At 67.7% G+C, this 14,714-nt stretch carries 20 protein-coding genes, 1 tRNA gene and 1 pseudogene; 14 read left to right on the top strand and 8 right to left on the bottom strand.

The window, feature by feature from the left end; genetic code table 11:
- Window positions 1-6 precede the first annotated feature (6 nt).
- From KXD97_RS29705 to rdgB, 10 genes are read left to right on the top strand one after another with little or no spacing between them, the layout of a single operon-like run.
- Window positions 7-591 carry a DUF2017 domain-containing protein gene (locus KXD97_RS29705; RefSeq protein WP_260754598.1) on the top strand — a complete coding sequence of 195 codons (585 nt, stop codon included), beginning with the start codon at window positions 7-9 and terminating at the stop codon, window positions 589-591.
- On the top strand, window positions 592-1,614 hold the full coding sequence (locus KXD97_RS29700) for a P1 family peptidase (RefSeq protein WP_260754597.1): 1,023 nt from the start codon (window positions 592-594) through the stop codon (window positions 1,612-1,614).
- The gene (locus KXD97_RS29695; protein ID WP_396884600.1) at window positions 1,589-2,059 is read left to right on the top strand and encodes a Mov34/MPN/PAD-1 family protein; all 471 of its coding nucleotides are present in this window, start codon (window positions 1,589-1,591) and stop codon (window positions 2,057-2,059) included. Before KXD97_RS29700 ends, KXD97_RS29695 begins: the two co-directional genes overlap by 26 nt.
- Before the next feature lie 23 nt (window positions 2,060-2,082).
- Window positions 2,083-2,355 carry a MoaD/ThiS family protein gene (locus KXD97_RS29690; protein ID WP_260754596.1) on the top strand — a complete coding sequence of 91 codons (273 nt, stop codon included), beginning with the start codon at window positions 2,083-2,085 and terminating at the stop codon, window positions 2,353-2,355.
- Between the two features lie 9 nt (window positions 2,356-2,364).
- Window positions 2,365-3,327, top strand: a complete 963-nt coding sequence (locus tag KXD97_RS29685; RefSeq protein ID WP_260754595.1) for a PLP-dependent cysteine synthase family protein — start codon at window positions 2,365-2,367, stop codon at window positions 3,325-3,327.
- Window positions 3,318-4,004, top strand: a complete 687-nt coding sequence (locus KXD97_RS29680; RefSeq protein WP_260754594.1) for a rhomboid family intramembrane serine protease — start codon at window positions 3,318-3,320, stop codon at window positions 4,002-4,004. The genes KXD97_RS29685 and KXD97_RS29680 overlap by 10 nt, the downstream gene beginning before the upstream one ends.
- Complete coding sequence (murI, locus tag KXD97_RS29675) at window positions 4,001-4,834, top strand: glutamate racemase (RefSeq protein ID WP_260754593.1); 834 nt, start codon at window positions 4,001-4,003, stop codon at window positions 4,832-4,834. Before KXD97_RS29680 ends, murI begins: the two co-directional genes overlap by 4 nt.
- Before the next feature lie 58 nt (window positions 4,835-4,892).
- On the top strand, window positions 4,893-5,666 hold the full coding sequence (locus KXD97_RS29670) for a cyclic nucleotide-degrading phosphodiesterase (protein ID WP_260754592.1): 774 nt from the start codon (window positions 4,893-4,895) through the stop codon (window positions 5,664-5,666).
- Window positions 5,667-5,692: 26 nt separating this feature from the next.
- Entirely contained in the window at window positions 5,693-6,472 is a 780-nt protein-coding gene (gene rph, locus KXD97_RS29665; RefSeq protein WP_260754591.1) for a ribonuclease PH, read from the top strand.
- A 5-nt stretch (window positions 6,473-6,477) separates the two neighbouring features.
- Complete coding sequence (rdgB, locus tag KXD97_RS29660) at window positions 6,478-7,083, top strand: RdgB/HAM1 family non-canonical purine NTP pyrophosphatase (protein ID WP_396884599.1); 606 nt, start codon at window positions 6,478-6,480, stop codon at window positions 7,081-7,083.
- On the opposite strand, the pseudogene KXD97_RS29655 reads toward rdgB, so the two are convergent.
- The 5 genes and pseudogenes from KXD97_RS29655 to KXD97_RS33420 all read right to left on the bottom strand — a co-directional run.
- Window positions 7,080-8,216: pseudogene (locus KXD97_RS29655) on the bottom strand (acyltransferase family protein); the annotation flags it as partial. The gene rdgB and the pseudogene KXD97_RS29655 sit on opposite strands and share 4 nt — an antisense overlap.
- Window positions 8,217-8,255: 39 nt before the next feature.
- Entirely contained in the window at window positions 8,256-8,600 is a 345-nt protein-coding gene (locus KXD97_RS29650) for a DUF3817 domain-containing protein (RefSeq protein WP_260754590.1), read from the bottom strand.
- Window positions 8,597-8,989, bottom strand: a complete 393-nt coding sequence (locus tag KXD97_RS29645; RefSeq protein WP_260754589.1) for a hypothetical protein — start codon at window positions 8,987-8,989, stop codon at window positions 8,597-8,599. The genes KXD97_RS29650 and KXD97_RS29645 overlap by 4 nt, the downstream gene beginning before the upstream one ends.
- A complete protein-coding gene (locus KXD97_RS29640) occupies window positions 8,970-9,272 on the bottom strand; it encodes a hypothetical protein (RefSeq protein WP_260754588.1) in 303 nt (100 codons plus the stop codon). Before KXD97_RS29640 ends, KXD97_RS29645 begins: the two co-directional genes overlap by 20 nt.
- The gene (locus KXD97_RS33420) at window positions 9,221-9,745 is read right to left on the bottom strand and encodes a helix-turn-helix domain-containing protein (RefSeq protein ID WP_396884598.1); all 525 of its coding nucleotides are present in this window, start codon (window positions 9,743-9,745) and stop codon (window positions 9,221-9,223) included. Before KXD97_RS33420 ends, KXD97_RS29640 begins: the two co-directional genes overlap by 52 nt.
- Window positions 9,746-9,832: 87 nt before the next feature.
- Here KXD97_RS33420 and KXD97_RS29635 point away from each other — a divergent pair.
- A tRNA-Leu gene (locus KXD97_RS29635) sits at window positions 9,833-9,915 on the top strand.
- Between the two features lie 296 nt (window positions 9,916-10,211).
- Here the strand turns inward: KXD97_RS29635 and KXD97_RS29630 are convergent.
- Window positions 10,212-10,463 carry a hypothetical protein gene (locus KXD97_RS29630; protein ID WP_260754587.1) on the bottom strand — a complete coding sequence of 84 codons (252 nt, stop codon included), beginning with the start codon at window positions 10,461-10,463 and terminating at the stop codon, window positions 10,212-10,214.
- Window positions 10,464-10,670: 207 nt separating this feature from the next.
- On the opposite strand from KXD97_RS29630, the gene KXD97_RS29625 reads away from it, so the two are divergent.
- Entirely contained in the window at window positions 10,671-11,543 is an 873-nt protein-coding gene (locus tag KXD97_RS29625; protein ID WP_260758210.1) for an alpha/beta fold hydrolase, read from the top strand.
- Here KXD97_RS29625 and KXD97_RS29620 read toward each other — a convergent pair whose 3' ends face one another.
- Window positions 11,544-11,816, bottom strand: a complete 273-nt coding sequence (locus KXD97_RS29620) for a WhiB family transcriptional regulator (RefSeq protein ID WP_260754586.1) — start codon at window positions 11,814-11,816, stop codon at window positions 11,544-11,546.
- 210 nt (window positions 11,817-12,026) lie between these two features.
- Here KXD97_RS29620 and KXD97_RS29615 point away from each other — a divergent pair, with 210 nt between their 5' ends.
- A complete protein-coding gene (locus KXD97_RS29615; protein ID WP_396884597.1) occupies window positions 12,027-12,545 on the top strand; it encodes a TetR/AcrR family transcriptional regulator in 519 nt (172 codons plus the stop codon).
- 3 nt (window positions 12,546-12,548) lie between these two features.
- On the opposite strand, the gene KXD97_RS29610 is transcribed toward KXD97_RS29615, so the two are convergent.
- Complete coding sequence (locus KXD97_RS29610; RefSeq protein WP_260754585.1) at window positions 12,549-13,400, bottom strand: helix-turn-helix transcriptional regulator; 852 nt, start codon at window positions 13,398-13,400, stop codon at window positions 12,549-12,551.
- 50 nt (window positions 13,401-13,450) lie between these two features.
- On the opposite strand from KXD97_RS29610, the gene KXD97_RS29605 reads away from it, so the two are divergent.
- On the top strand, window positions 13,451-14,713 hold the full coding sequence (locus KXD97_RS29605) for an amidohydrolase family protein (RefSeq protein WP_260754584.1): 1,263 nt from the start codon (window positions 13,451-13,453) through the stop codon (window positions 14,711-14,713).
- Window position 14,714 lies beyond the last annotated feature (1 nt).

The raw sequence follows: 14,714 nt of genomic DNA, 5'->3' as shown, positions 1-14,714 counted from the left end.
GACACTGTGCGTAAATGGAAGCGGGTCGAGGGCGCCGACGGCCCGCGGTTCCGGTCGGCGCTGGCCGCACACGAGGCCGAGCTGCTGAGTAGTCTGGTCACCTCGCTGCTGGGCATGCTCGACACCCGGGAAGCGTCCGCCCCGGTCGACGAACTCGCCGAGATCACCGGAATCAGGACCGGCAATTCCGTTCCGCCGCAAGACGATACGCTCAAGAGGCTGCTGCCGGACTTCTACCGGCCGGCCACCGACCACCCGGCCGGATCGGGTGCCGCGGAAAGCCTCAACAGCGCACTGCGCAGCCTGCACGAGCCCGCCATCATCGAGGCCAAACGCGAAGCGGCGCAACGCCTGCTGGACACCGTTCCCGCCGGTGGCGGCAAACTCGAGTTGTCCGAGGCCGACGCGCAGGCGTGGGCGTCGGCGGTCAACGACGTGCGGCTGGCGCTCGGAACCATGCTCGACGTCGGTTCCGACATCCCCGACCGGTTGCCCGCCGACCATCCGATGGCCGGTCACCTCGACGTGTACCAGTGGCTGACGGTGTTGCAGGAGTACCTGGTGATCTGCCTGATGGATCGGTCCCGCTAGATGAGCGGATCGATCACCGACGTCGGGGGTATCCGCGTGGGGCACCATCACCGGATCGACGAGGACGCGCAGCTGGGCTCGGGCTGGGCGACCGGCACCACCGTGGTGCTCACCCCGCCGGGCACGGTCGGCGCCGTCGACGGCCGGGGTGGGGCGCCGGGTACCCGAGAGACCGATCTGCTCGATCCGAGCAACTCGGTGCGGCACGTCGACGCGGTGGTGCTGACCGGAGGGAGTGCGTTCGGACTCGCCGCCGCCGACGGCGTGATGACCTGGCTGGAGGAGCAGAACCGCGGTGTGGCTCTCGACGGCGGCGTGGTCCCGATCGTGCCGTCCGCGGTGATCTTCGACCTCCCGGTCGGAGGTTGGCGGTGCCGACCCGACGCGGGCTTCGGCTATCGGGCCGCCGCCGCGGCGGGCACCGAGGTGGGGATCGGAACCGTGGGCGCCGGCGTCGGTGCGCGCGCCGGAGTCCTCAAGGGTGGCGTCGGTACGGCGTCGGTCACCCTGGAATCCGGCGTGACCGTCGGCGCGCTCGTCGTGGTCAACTCCGCGGGCGATGTCGTCGACCCCGCCACCGGGCTGCCCTGGCTGGCCGCCCACGTCGAGCACTTCGGGCTCGTCGCCCCGCCCGAGAACGAACTGGCGGCCTACGCCGACCGCCACGGCGAGCTGAGTCCGCTCAACACCACCATCGCCGTGGTCGCGACCGACGCGGCGCTGAGCAAGGCGGCCTGCCGCCGGGTTGCGGTGGCGGCTCAGGACGGGCTGGCCCGCACCATCAACCCGTGCCACACCCCGCTGGACGGTGACACGGTGTTCGCGCTGGCCACCGGCGCGGTGGAGGTGAATCCCGACCCGACGACGCCGGCGTCGATGACCCCGGAGCTCCCGCTGGTCACTGCGGTCGGCGCCGCCGCGGCCGAGGTGCTGGCCCGCGCGGTGTTGGTCGGGGTGCTGGCCGCCGACGCGCTCGCCGGAATACCGACCTACCGTCATGTGTTGCCGGGAGCGTTCGAGTGACCGGGAGCGTTCGAGTGAAAGGAAGAGCCGCGTGCTGACGATCCGTGCTGACCTGGTCGAGGCCATGGTCAGCCACGCCCGCGCCGATCATCCCGACGAAGCCTGCGGCGTCATCGCGGGCCCCGAGGGTTCCGATCGTCCTGAGCGGTTCATCGCGATGGTCAACGCGGAGCGCTCGCCGACGTTCTACCGGTTCGACTCCGGTGAGCAACTCAAGGTGTGGCGCGCCATGGAGCAGGCGGACGAGGTTCCCGTGGTGATTTACCACTCGCACACCGCCACCGAGGCCTACCCGAGCCGGACCGACATCTCCTACGCGTCCGAACCCGACGCCCACTACGTCCTGGTGTCCACCCGCGACCCCGACCGCCACGAGTTGCGCAGCTACCGCATTGTGGACGGCGTCGTCGCCGAAGAGCCCGTCACCATCGTCGAGCAGTACTGAAGACAACCCGAAGGAGTCCTTCCATGGCCATCTCTGTGTCCATCCCCACGATCCTGCGCACCCACACCGGCGGCGAGAAGCGCGTCTCCGCCTCAGGGGACACCCTGCAGGCCGTGATCGCCGACCTCGAGGCGAACTACTCCGGCATCTCGGAACGGCTCGTCGATAACGGCAAGCTGCACCGCTTCGTCAACATCTACGTCAACGACGAGGACGTGCGTTTCTCCGGCGGTCTGGACACGGCGATCTCCGACGGTGACTCGGTCACCATCCTGCCCGCCGTCGCGGGAGGTTGAGCCGGCCCGATGACCCGTTACAACTCGCTGCTCGAAGCGCTGGGGGGCACGCCGCTGGTCGGGCTGCAGCGGCTCTCGCCGGCCTGGGACGGTTCGCCCCACGTGCGGCTGTGGGCCAAACTTGAGGACCGCAACCCGACAGGTTCGATCAAAGACCGGCCGGCGCTGCGGATGATCGAGGACGCCGAACGCGAAGGCCGGCTCACGCCCGGGGCCACGATCCTGGAACCGACGAGCGGCAACACCGGGATCTCACTGGCCATGGCGGCGTTGCTGAAGGGCTACCAGATGGTCTGCGTGATGCCGGAGAACACGTCGATCGAGCGGCGGCAACTGCTCGAGCTCTACGGCGCACGGATCATCTACTCGCCGGCCGAGGGTGGCTCCAACACCGCGGTGGCGCACGCCAAAGAGCTTGCGGCCGAACACCCTTCGTGGGTGATGCTCTACCAGTACGGCAACCCGTCCAACGCGGCCGCGCACTACGACGGCACCGGGCCTGAGCTGCTGGCCGATCTGCCCGAGATCACCCACTTCGTCGGTGGCCTGGGCACGACGGGCACGCTGATGGGCACCGGCCGGTTCCTTCGTGAACACGTGCCAGGGGTGCAGATCGTCGCCGCCGAACCCCGCTACGGCGAAGGTGTGTACGCGCTGCGCAACATCGACGAGGGCTTCATCCCGGAACTGTACGACCCCGATGTGCTGACCACCCGCTTCGCGGTGGGCGCCTATGACGCCGTGCGCCGCACCCGGGAACTGGTGCAGACCGAGGGAATCTTCGCCGGCATCTCCACCGGTGCGATCCTGCACGCGGCGCTGGGCATGGCGGCCACGGCGGTCAAGGCCGGGGAGCGCGCCGACATCGCATTCACCGTCTGTGACGCCGGCTGGAAGTATCTGTCCACCGGTGCCTACGCCGGTAGCCTGGACGACGCGGAGGACGCGTTGGAAGGGCAGCTTTGGGCGTGACGGGAACCGGTGGATACCCCGCTCTCCCCGCGGAGCCGAAGAAGCGGCCCGCGTGGGTGGTCGGCGGGCTCACCGTCGTGTCGTTCGTCGTGCTGCTCTGGGTCATCGAGCTGTTCGATTCGTTGACCGGACACCGCTTGGACAGCAACGGGATTCGCCCGCTGGAGACCGACGGGTTGACCGGCATCCTGTTCGCCCCGCTGCTGCACTCCAACTGGGAGCATCTGATGGCCAACACCGGCCCGGCGCTGGTGCTCGGCTTCCTGATGACCCTGGCCGGTCTGTCGCGGTTTGTGTATGCCACCGCGATCGTCTGGATCGTCGGCGGTATCGGCACCTGGCTGATCGGCAACGTCGGCGCCCCCACCTACAACGGAATGGTCGTCGAGACCAACCACATCGGCGCGTCCGGCCTGATCTTCGGATGGCTGACCTTTCTGATCGTGTTCGGCTTCTTCACGCGCAACGTGTGGGAGATCGTGGTCGGGGTGGTGGTGCTGTTCATCTACGGCAGCATCCTGCTCGGCGTGCTGCCCGGCACCTTCGGCGTCTCCTGGCAGGGGCACCTGTGCGGCGCGGCCGCCGGCGTGCTGGCGGCCTACCTGCTGTCCGGTCCCGAACGCCGGGCGCGTCAGTCCCGCAGGCCCGGCCCGGCTCCGCTGTATCCGACCCGATGACGTCACAGCAGGCGCCGATAGGGATCTTCGACTCCGGGGTGGGAGGCCTCACGGTCGCCCGCGCGGTGATCGACCAGCTGCCCGACGAGGACATCATCTACATCGGCGACACCGGCAACGGACCGTACGGACCGCTGACCATCCCCGAGATCCGCGCCCATGCGCTGGCCGTCGGCGACGACCTCGCCGCGCGGGGCGTCAAGGCGCTGGTGATCGCCTGCAACTCGGCGTCCTCGGCGTGCCTGCGTGACGCACGGGAACGCTACGCGCCGATCCCGGTGGTCGAGGTGATCCTGCCCGCGGTGCGGCGCGCGGTCGCCACCACCCGCAACGGCCGGATCGGAGTCATCGGCACGGCAGCGACCATCGCGTCGGGCGCCTACCAGGACACCTTCGCGGCGGCCCGCGACATCGAGGTGTTCGGGGTGGCCTGCCCCCGCTTCGTCGACTTCGTCGAGCGGGGGGTGACCAGCGGACGTCAGGTGCTCGGTCTCGCCGAGGGATACCTGGAGCCGCTGCAGCGGGCCGGGGTCGACACGCTGGTGCTCGGCTGCACGCACTATCCGATGCTGTCGGGTCTGATCCAGCTGGCGATGGGCGACCACGTCACGCTGGTGTCCAGCGCCGAGGAGACCGCCAAGGATCTGCTGCGCGTGCTGACCGAGCAGGAGTTGCTGAAACCGCATCCGGTCGACCCGGCGGTGGGTCCGCGCCGGCAATTCGAAGCGACCGGGGACCCGGGCGCGTTCACCGCGCTGGCGACACGGTTCCTCGGTCCCAGCCTTGACGGGGTCCGGCCTGTTCAGCGTCACGCCGGCGCCCGAACATGACGTTCGTCGCCCAAAGCGGCGATGTTTTCGTCATGGCGATCCCGGGCATGGCAAGCTAGTGAGCGTGCGAATCACCGTACTCGGTTGCTCCGGCAGTGTGGTCGGTCCTGATTCGCCCGCGTCGGGATATCTCGTCACCGCGCCCGACACGCCGCCGTTGGTTCTCGATTTCGGTGGCGGTGTCCTCGGAGCGCTGCAGCGTCACGCGGATCCGAACGCCGTCCACGTGTTGCTGTCACATCTGCATGCCGACCACTGTCTGGATTTGCCCGGATTGTTCGTCTGGCGGCGCTATCACCCGACGCCGGCGCAGGAACGCGGCTTCGTCTACGGCCCCGCCAACACCTGGGCCCGCCTCGGTGCGGCGTCGTCGCCCGAGGACGGCGAGATCGACGACTTCAGCGACATCTTCGAGATCCGGCACTGGGTCGACAACCAGGCCGTGGATATCGGCGCGCTGACCGTGCTGCCGCGCCTGGTCTGCCACCCGACGGAGTCCTACGGCATGCGTATCACTGATCTGTCCGGTGCGACGCTGGTCTACAGCGGCGACACCGGTTACTGCGATGCGCTGATCGACCTGGCCCGCGGCGCCGACGTGTTCCTGTGCGAGGCGTCCTGGACCGACTCGCCGGACCGTCCGCCGCGGCTGCACCTGTCCGGCGCCGAAGCCGGCCGCGCGGCGGCCCGCGCCGGTGTGTCCGAACTCCTGCTCACCCACATTCCGCCGTGGACGTCGCGCGAGGACGTGATCAGCGAGGCCAAGGCGGAGTTCGACGGCCCAGTGCACGCGGTGGTCTCCAACGAGACCTTCGAGGTCGCGCGCTCCTGATCGGAGCGTCCGGCTAGGGTTGGCCCGTGTCCAGACGAGAAGACGGTCGACTCGACGACGAATTGCGCCCGGTCACCATCACCCGGGGTTTCACCAACCATCCCGCCGGTTCGGTGCTGGTCGAGTTCGGAGACACCCGAGTGATGTGCACGGCCAGCGTCACCGAGGGGGTGCCGCGCTGGCGCAAGGGTTCCGGGCAGGGCTGGCTGACCGCCGAGTACGCCATGCTGCCCGCCGCGACGCATGAGCGTTCCGATCGCGAGTCGGTGAAGGGACGAGTGGGTGGCCGCACGCAGGAGATCAGCCGGCTGGTCGGCCGATCCCTGCGCGCCTGCATCGACCTGGCCGCGCTCGGCGAGAACACCATCGCGATCGACTGCGACGTGTTGCAGGCCGACGGCGGCACCCGCACCGCAGCCATCACCGGCGCATACGTCGCGCTGTCGGATGCCGTCACCTACCTGGCCGCCGCAGGCAAGCTGCCCGATCCGCGGCCGCTGTCCTGCGCGATCGCCGCGGTCAGTGTCGGGGTGGTGGACGGCCGCATCCGCGTCGACCTGCCCTACACCGAGGATTCGCGCGCCGAGGTCGACATGAATGTCGTCGCCACCGACACCGGCACGCTTGTGGAGATCCAGGGCACAGGTGAGGGCGCGACGTTCCCGCGGTCGACGCTGGACAAGATGCTCGATGTCGCGATGGTGGCCTGCGATCAGCTGTTCGCGATCCAGCGCAGCGCGCTCGAGCAGCCCTATCCGGGAGTGCTGCCGGAGTCCGGTCCCTCGAAGAAGGCGTTCGGAAGCTGACCCGGGTGCCTCGGGTCCTGGTCGCCTCCCGCAACCCCAAGAAGCTCGCCGAGCTGCGCCGCGTGCTCGACGGCGCCGGTGTGGAGCTGACTCTGTTGTCGCTCGATGATGTCGTGCCGTTCGACGAGGCACCAGAAACCGGGGCGACGTTCGAGGAGAACGCGTTGGCCAAGGCGCGGGACGCATTCGCCGCGACCGGCATACCCGCGGTCGCCGACGATTCCGGGCTGGAGGTCGACGCGCTCAACGGGATGCCGGGCGTGCTCAGCGCGCGCTGGTCGGGACGACACGGCGACGATCCGGCCAATACTGCACTGCTGCTCGGTCAGCTCGCCGACGTACCCGAGGAGCGCCGTGGCGCGGCGTTCGTGTCGGCGTGCGCGCTGGTCTCCGGTCCCGGGAAGAACGAGTCGGTAGTGGTGCGCGGCGAGTGGCGCGGCAGCATCGTCCGGGAGCCGCGCGGCGACGGAGGGTTCGGTTACGACCCGGTATTCCTTCCCGCCGGTTCGGCGAGGACCGCGGCCGAGCTGAGCCCCGCGGAGAAGGACGCGGCGTCGCACCGCGGCCGTGCACTGGCCGCGCTGCTGCCGTCGCTGCGTTCTCTGGTCTGAGGCCGGGTGACCCGGTGCAGCAGCCAGGCCACCGGGATGGTCAGCGCCAGCGTCGCCGCGAACAAGCCGGGCATCGACCCGGTGAACAGCGGCCAGCCCAGCACCAGATGCATTGTCAGTGCCATCACCACGACGTGGACCAGGAAGATCTCGTAGGAGATCTCACCGAGCCACACCATCGGCCTGCCGGCCAGCACCCGCGCGTAGGAGTCATGATGGCCGAGCGCGACCGGCGCCACGACCAGCGTCGCGATCACCGCGTACAGCATGGACCTCACGATCGGCGCCGAGGCCGGATCAGGTCCCGACAGCGTGCCCCCGAGTGACGTCGACACCAGCAGGAACAACACGAACGCGACAGGTATCGCGACGATCGCGGCGCAGCGCGCGCCGATCGCCTCCAGCACCGCCAGCGCCATTCCTCCGGCGAACCAGGCCAGATGCGCCGGCAACCACATCCCCGCCGAGTTCGGCAGGACGTCGGTGACCGTGACCACCGCCAGCCACACCGGTGTCACCGCCGCGAGCAGTGCGAGTCCGGCGAGCGTCCGCGCGGGTCGCCACTGCCCGCGGCCGAGGATCCGCAGCACCAGGTACGCCAGCGCCGGGAGCGCGAGGTAGAACGACGCCTCGACGGCCAGACTCCACATTTGCGACAGCCCGGGATGCAGCAGCGTCACCAGATAGTCATCGCTGTAGATCTGGGTGAAGGTCACATAGCGCAGCAACCCCTGCCAGGTCTGCCCGGGGTTGGGGCCCGGCGCGAACACGGTATAGATCTCGAAGACCGCGACCACCGTGACCACGTAGGCGGGCACGATGCGGCGCCACCGGTTTCGGGTGTAGCGGCGCAGCGAGGGCGGGGGCCGACGGTCGGCGGCCGCGCGCACCCAGGGCCGGAACAGCAGGAAACCCGACAGCACGAAGAAGATCGCGACGCCGATCTCCAGGCGCCCGTACATGGCGCCGAGGTAGCCGTGCGTGAGGTAGCCGGTCGCGAACGCCGCGTGCGTGCTGACGACCAGCAATGCCGCGACCGCACGCAGACCGGTGAGGGCAGGATCGCGGGACGACGCGTGGTGATGCCGGCCCGCCGGGGCGGCGCCACAGCGCACGCCGGGGCTGGCTGACACCGCATCGAGTGTAGCTATCGATGCGTGGGCAAACGCCGGTCAGAGACCGAACTGTGCCTTGATGTTCTGGGTCTGGAAGTGCTCGACAATGATGCCGACGAGCGGGACGGTGCCGGCGAGCAGGATGCCGACGGTCTTGGCGATCGGCCAGCGCACCTTCACGGCGAGGTTCGCGGTGAACAGCAGGTAGACGAAGTACACCCAGCCGTGGACCACCGCGATCCAGCCCAGCGAGTCGTCGTTGAATGCGTACTTCATCACCATCTCGTAGCAGAGCGCGATCAGCCAGAGACCGGTGGCCCAGGCCAGGACACGGTATCCGGTGAGGGCCTTACGGATGGCCTCGACGGGGACGATGGGCGTGGGGGATTCGGGTGCGGTCACGTACCGGTTCCTCTTGTCTGCTGCGTCTGGTCTTCGGCATCGGCTTTCGCCAACTCTGCCAGGTAGGCGTTGTACTCGCGCAATGTCGCGTCGTCATCTGCCCCGCTCGACGCCTTCGGACGCTCGGGCAGCAGGCCGGCGGGAATCTCGGTGACGGTATCGCTCGGGTGCGGCTCGGGTGGGGCCTGCTCGTAGCGGACGAATTTGAAGTATGCGTACACGCAGAACCCCGCGAACAACGGCCACTGCAACGCGTAGCCGAGATTCTGGAAGCTGCCCGATGTCGACTCGTAGCGGGTCCATTGCCACCACGCCAGGGCGAGGCAGCCCGCGGCGGCGGCGACCATCAACAGGATGAGCGCCGGCCTCCTACGCCGTGTAGTGGACACCGTTCAACGGTACCGCGACATCCTTGGGTCCGATGAACTCGTCCATGCGGGCCGTCGCGGCTTTGCGGTAAATCGAGACGGTGTACTTGTCCGACCGCCGCCAGGTGATGCCCAGTCTGTCGAGCGCAGCAGTGAAGAGTCCGATGATGTCCTCGGACCGGTTGCTGAAGTGGTACCGGACACTGAGCACGCCGCGGTCGTTGGCGACGACGCGGCAGCCGTCGCTGTGGATCAGCCCCATGACGAACTCCTCGGTCTCGCGGTCGACGATCTCCTGCTGCACCGCTCGAGCGCGATCTTCCGGTGGTGCTTGCGGCCGGGGCCGTGTTGAGGAAACAGGCACGGCCAATGTTTGGAGCACTGATACACGTCCGCACAGCCGCTTCTCCGCCAATAGACTCCGGCACGCTGCCGGGGAAACAACGCGTCGATCGCTTGGCGGCACCGGTCGATGATGCTCGGATATCGCTTGTCGCATGTGACGCGCAGGGTGTAGCTGCGTGCCGCTTTGGAAATGCACCCATCGCCCAAATAAAGACCTAGGAGATAGGCGTAGGGCTTGCCCGGCAGACTTGGCAGGTCGTGCTCGACTCCGCACGCCGACCGTCCCGCCCGTGGCCGGTCGCTGGATGGCGGTCTACGACGCCACTCCCACACGGTTTTTCGCGGGATGCCGGTCAGTCTTGCTATCTCGCAATCGTTCTTGCCCGTCGCGATCAGTCGCTGGACTTCTTCGAATTCTTCCCTTGATCTCATGTCGCCCCCTGGTCTTGCTGTTTGAGGTCAAGGTAGGGACGTTGTCCGACAGGTTCCCTTACACGGCGCGCTAGACTCGGCGGGCTTGCGCGAGTGTCGGAACTGGCAGACGAGATGGATTTAGGTTCCATTGCCCTACGGGCGTGGGGGTTCGAGTCCCCCCTCGCGCACTCAAGTCCCCTCTCGCGCCCTCAACTCGCCACCGCGTGTTGCGCGAGCGACAAGAGGGCGTCATGAAGCATCGGGGGAGACGTCGCCGTGGTTGAGAACGACGAACGGCCCGCCTACTGGTGAGGACGGGCCGTCGCATGTGATCGATGGTCCGGAAATACGCTGCGAGGATCGCCTCGTCCCGGCTCTGCGCAACTGCCGGTCTATGGCCAAAACGCGCCGCTTCGCGGGTTCGCTGCAGGTGTACCCCGCGGCCGCCAAAGAGGGCCCGGAACGTTCGCCGACCGGAGGAAGATCAGGCAGACGCTTCGACCGCGGCCGGCGCGGCGTCGCCCGCCTGATTCTTGAAGCACAGGATGCTCGCGGTGAAGCTGACGACCGCGATGGCCCCGGCGAAGACCGCGATCACGGTCTCCGAGAGTCCCCAGCTGGCGACGGCAAAGGCCAGCGAGATGATCGCGGTGATGATCAGGAAGAGGCCCGTGGTGGCGACGGTCTCGTTGAATGGATCGTCCGAACTGGGGGTGCCTCCGGCCCTGTCGGCCATGACTTCTCCTTCTCGACCTCGACGCGCTCGACTGGGCCGATAATTACCCCGCCGCGAGGCCGCGAAACCTCTTTCGCTTCGCCACCACTCTGGTGATGCTGCTCACCTTCTGATGCCGCGGGTCGGGATGCGCACGACAGGGCGTGCCGGCGCGGATCCTCTGCGACCATGGCGAGTATTACGTCACGGATGGGGGACATACGCCTGATGACCGATTTGAAGTACCTGGATCTGCACGGTGATCGCGTCGCGTACCGGGACGTCGGTCGCGGCGAGGAGACCTTGCTGCTGCTGCACGGCATGGCCGGCAGCTCCGACACCTGGCGCGCGGTCCTGCCCCAGCTCGCGAAGCGGTACCGCGTGATCGCCCCGGATCTTCTCGGTCACGGTCAGTCCGCCAAGCCGCGCAGCGACTACTCCTTGGGCGCGTTCGCCGTGGGGCTTCGGGACCTGCTCGACGAACTCGGCGTCACGCAGGTCACCGTCGTGGGTCAGTCACTTGGCGGCGGGGTGGCCATGCAGTTCGTCTACCAGCACCCCGACTACTGCCGACGGCTGGTGCTCATCAGCAGCGGCGGCCTCGGCCAGGACGTGGGCTGGACGTTGCGCCTGCTGTCGGCGCCGGGCGCCGAACTGCTCCTGCCGGTCATCGCCCCCTCGCCCGTGGTGCGACTCGGCAACAAGGTCCGTAGCTGGTTCTCCGCCGCGAACATCCAGTCACCCCGGGGAGCTGAGATGTGGAGCGCCTACTCGTCTCTGTCTGATCCACAGACCCGGCAGGCGTTCCTGCGCACGCTGCGGTCCGTCGTGGATTACCGCGGTCAAGCCGTGAGCGCGTTGAACCGCCTGCACCTGACCTCGGAACTGCCGCTGATGGTGATCTGGGGCGATCAGGACCACATCATTCCCGTCGAACACGGCTATGAGCTCGACCGGCTGCGGCCGGGCTGTCGACTGGAGGTCCTCCCCGGCGTCGGTCACTTTCCCCACGTCGAGAAACCGACCGACGTGGTGGATCTGCTGGAGGACTTCATCTCGTCGTCGGGGCAGTCCTCGGCCGTCGCCACGCAGAACCGCTGATCACCGCTTCGTGGCCGAGAACCCGTTGCGTTCGGCCAGCGAACGCAGTTGTCTGAGGGCGAATTGCCGGTTCCGGCCGCCCTCCGGGAGCACGATCCCCGCCCACAGGCCCACGGCCCCCGGCGTCACACACGCGTCGCGCGCACACTGCCAGCGTCGCGGGCAAGCGCGGCACAACGACTTGGCCCCTTCGTCCGCGGTGACCATCCATCGGTCCGGATCGCGCGTGCAGGGCGCGGTCCACGCTTCCTCGTCGACTCGTATCGAGCTCATGGACACCTGCCCTTCCTTTCCGTTCTCACTCAATACGTTTGTACCGTAAAAGCAATACCGCCGTATTGTCGAGTTCGCTGGTGACGGTGTTGTCTACGGTGAACACTGTGGTGTCAGAGGTGGGTCGGACCGGCGCAGACGAGCCGCGCAACGTGGAGAAGATCCGCGCCGCGGCGCAGTCTCGCAGCAAACGGCGCCGCCGGGACCACGATGCGGGGTGTGGCTGCGGCGGCCGGAGTGTCGCTGGGCCTGGTGCAGCATCATTTCGCCACGAAAGCCGGCTTGATCAGCGCTGTCGACGATTACGTGCTGGCGCTGATCGGGGAGACCTTCAGCCGGCCCCTATCGGAGCCGCCCGCGGACTCCGTCGCCGAGATTGGCAGCAGAATCAGCTCGCTCTTCAGTGGGAACCCCGAGGTCGCCGCCTACCTCGGGCGTGCCCTCGTCGACGGAAGCCCCGTCGGCGCGAAGATCTTCGACACACTCTTCAGCGCCGGCGTGGCGCGGTGGCAGCAACGCAAGGATCGCGGTGAGCTTCGTCCGGATGTCGACGTCACGTGGGCGGCGATCAACGGCCTGGTACTCGCCCTCGGCGCGATCAGCCTCCACTCACATCTCGACCGGCATCTGGCGGAACCGCTGATCTCGCCGAACCAGCTTCTGCGGTGGCAGGCCGCCGTGGACTCGCTGTTGCGCGAAGGACTGTTCCGACGTCCCGAGGCCGACTGATCTTCAGGAGGTGTCGGCGACTCTCCGGCGGTATGCCGACGGCGTTTCTCCGCAGAACTGGGTGAAGGCGCGGGTGAAGGAGCTGACGCTGTCGAAGCCGACCGCGGTCGCCGTCTCCTGCACGCTCTGCGCCGGCCCGGCCAGCAGAGCCATCGCGCGCAGCATTCGGGCATGTAAAAGATAAGTGCGCCAAGGTAATCCGAGCGAGTCTGCGAACAGCCGACGCAGGGTGCGCTCCGAGACCGACACTGCGCGGCTGACGTCTTCGCTCGTCGCGGTGTCGAGGTGGTTCTTGGTGTACTCCATGGCCGCCGCGACGATCGGATGGTCCGACGTGGGCAGGCTCAGTGGCGCCTCGTGGTCGAGCGCCTCGCCGACCAACGCCGCCAGGGTCCGGAAGAAGCCGTCGGAAACGGCTTCGTCTTCTGCGGCCCCTCCGCGCCTGTCGATGGGCCAGCGCAGCCCGTAGATCATCATCTCGCGGATCAACGGCGACACCGCCAGGATCCGGGCCCGGTCGCCGCCGTCAGGGATCAGGGTGCGGTCGAACATCACCGCCACCGTCTTCACGTCGGGGTTCATCACCGCCTGGTGCTCCAGCCCGGCCGGGATCCAGGCCGCCTGCTGAGGCGGAAGCAGGTAATGCGCCGAGTCGGTCTCCACCTCGACGACGCCATGCAACGCGTACTCGATCTGGTGCACGTCATGGGAGTGCCACCCGGTGATCAGGGCATCGCCCTCGTACAGATAGCTGCCACCCAGTGCCCGGCCGCCACGACGGAGATCGATCACGCGGCGCCGCACCACATTGGCCGATTCGGGCAAGAGTCTGTCCGAAGACGCAGAGACGGTCACGCCTTCAGACGGTACTACTGGAGCTATACGCGCAGATGTGAGGAGCGACAGTGCACAAAGACGACCTGATACTGGTGAGCATCGACGACCACGTGGTGGAGCCGCCGGACATGTTTCTGCGTCACGTGCCGGAGAAGTACAAGCAGGAGGCGCCGATCGTCGTCACCGACGAGAAGGGCGTCGATCAGTGGATGTACCAGGGCAGGCCACAGGGAGTCAGCGGCCTCAACGCTGTGGTGTCATGGCCGGCCGAGGAGTGGGGCCGTGACCCGGCCGGGTTCGCGGAAATGCGTCCCGGCGTGTACGACGTGCACGAACGGGTGCGCGACATGAACCGCAACGGGATCCTCGCCTCGATGTGCTTCCCGACGTTCACGGGCTTCTCCGCGCGCCACCTGAACATGCACCGCGAAGAGGCCACGCTGGTGATGGTCTCGGCCTACAACGACTGGCACATCGACGAATGGGCCGGTTCGTACCCCGATCGCTTCATCCCGATCGCGATCCTGCCCACGTGGAACCCCGAGGCAATGTGCAACGAGATCCGCCGCGTCGCCGCCAAGGGCTGCCGCGCGGTGACCATGCCGGAACTGCCGCACCTCGAAGGGCTTCCGAGCTACCACGATGACGACTACTGGGGCCCGGTGTTCCGCACCCTCTCCGAAGAGAACGTGGTGATGTGCCTGCACATCGGCACCGGCTTCGGAGCCATCAGCATGGCGCCCAACGCCCCGATCGACAATCTCATCATCCTGGCCACCCAGGTCTCGGCGATGTGCGCACAGGACCTGTTGTGGGGCCCGGCGATGCGCAACTACCCGGACCTGAAGTTCGCCTTCTCCGAAGGTGGCATCGGCTGGATCCCGTTCTACCTCGACCGCAGCGACCGGCACTACACCAACCAGAAGTGGCTGCGCCGGGACTTCGGCGACAAGCTGCCCAGCGAGGTGTTCCGCGAGCATTCACTGGCCTGCTACGTCACCGACAAGACGTCGCTGAAGCTGCGTCACGAGATCGGCATCGACATCATCGCGTGGGAGTGCGACTATCCGCACTCGGACTGCTTCTGGCCTGACGCGCCGGAGCAGGTGCTCGCCGAACTGAACGCCGCGGGCGCCTCGGATTCCGACATCAACAAGATCACGTGGGAGAACTCCTGCCGATTCTTCGGCTGGGACCCGTTCAAGCTGACACCGAAGGAGCAGGCCACCGCGGGCGCCTTGCGCGCCAAGGCCGCCGACGTCGACGTGTCCATCCGGCCGCGGGCCGAGTGGGCGCGGCTCTACAACGAAAAGCAGTTCGCTCGGACGTGAT

It is taken from the genome of Mycobacterium sp. SMC-8, assembly GCF_025263565.1.
Lineage (GTDB): Bacteria > Actinomycetota > Actinomycetes > Mycobacteriales > Mycobacteriaceae > Mycobacterium.
Note: the sequence above shows the minus strand (reverse complement) of the source record. Positions and strands in the feature narration are given on the sequence as shown.

Bases quoted from the DNA above. Each gene is read 5' to 3' on its own strand.
- KXD97_RS29700 (WP_260754597.1), top strand. From the start codon at position 592: ATGAGCGGATCGATCACCGACGTCGGGGGTATCCGCGTGGGGCACCAT.
- KXD97_RS29695 (WP_396884600.1), top strand. From the start codon at position 1,589: ATGTGTTGCCGGGAGCGTTCGAGTGACCGGGAGCGTTCGAGTGAAAGG.
- KXD97_RS29690 (WP_260754596.1), top strand. From the start codon at position 2,083: ATGGCCATCTCTGTGTCCATCCCCACGATCCTGCGCACCCACACCGGC.
- KXD97_RS29685 (WP_260754595.1), top strand. From the start codon at position 2,365: ATGACCCGTTACAACTCGCTGCTCGAAGCGCTGGGGGGCACGCCGCTG.
- murI (WP_260754593.1), top strand. From the start codon at position 4,001: ATGACGTCACAGCAGGCGCCGATAGGGATCTTCGACTCCGGGGTGGGA.
- KXD97_RS33420 (WP_396884598.1), bottom strand. From the start codon at position 9,745: ATGAGATCAAGGGAAGAATTCGAAGAAGTCCAGCGACTGATCGCGACG.
- KXD97_RS29630 (WP_260754587.1), bottom strand. From the start codon at position 10,463: ATGGCCGACAGGGCCGGAGGCACCCCCAGTTCGGACGATCCATTCAAC.
- KXD97_RS29625 (WP_260758210.1), top strand. From the start codon at position 10,671: ATGACCGATTTGAAGTACCTGGATCTGCACGGTGATCGCGTCGCGTAC.
- KXD97_RS29620 (WP_260754586.1), bottom strand. From the start codon at position 11,816: ATGAGCTCGATACGAGTCGACGAGGAAGCGTGGACCGCGCCCTGCACG.
- KXD97_RS29615 (WP_396884597.1), top strand. From the start codon at position 12,027: ATGCGGGGTGTGGCTGCGGCGGCCGGAGTGTCGCTGGGCCTGGTGCAG.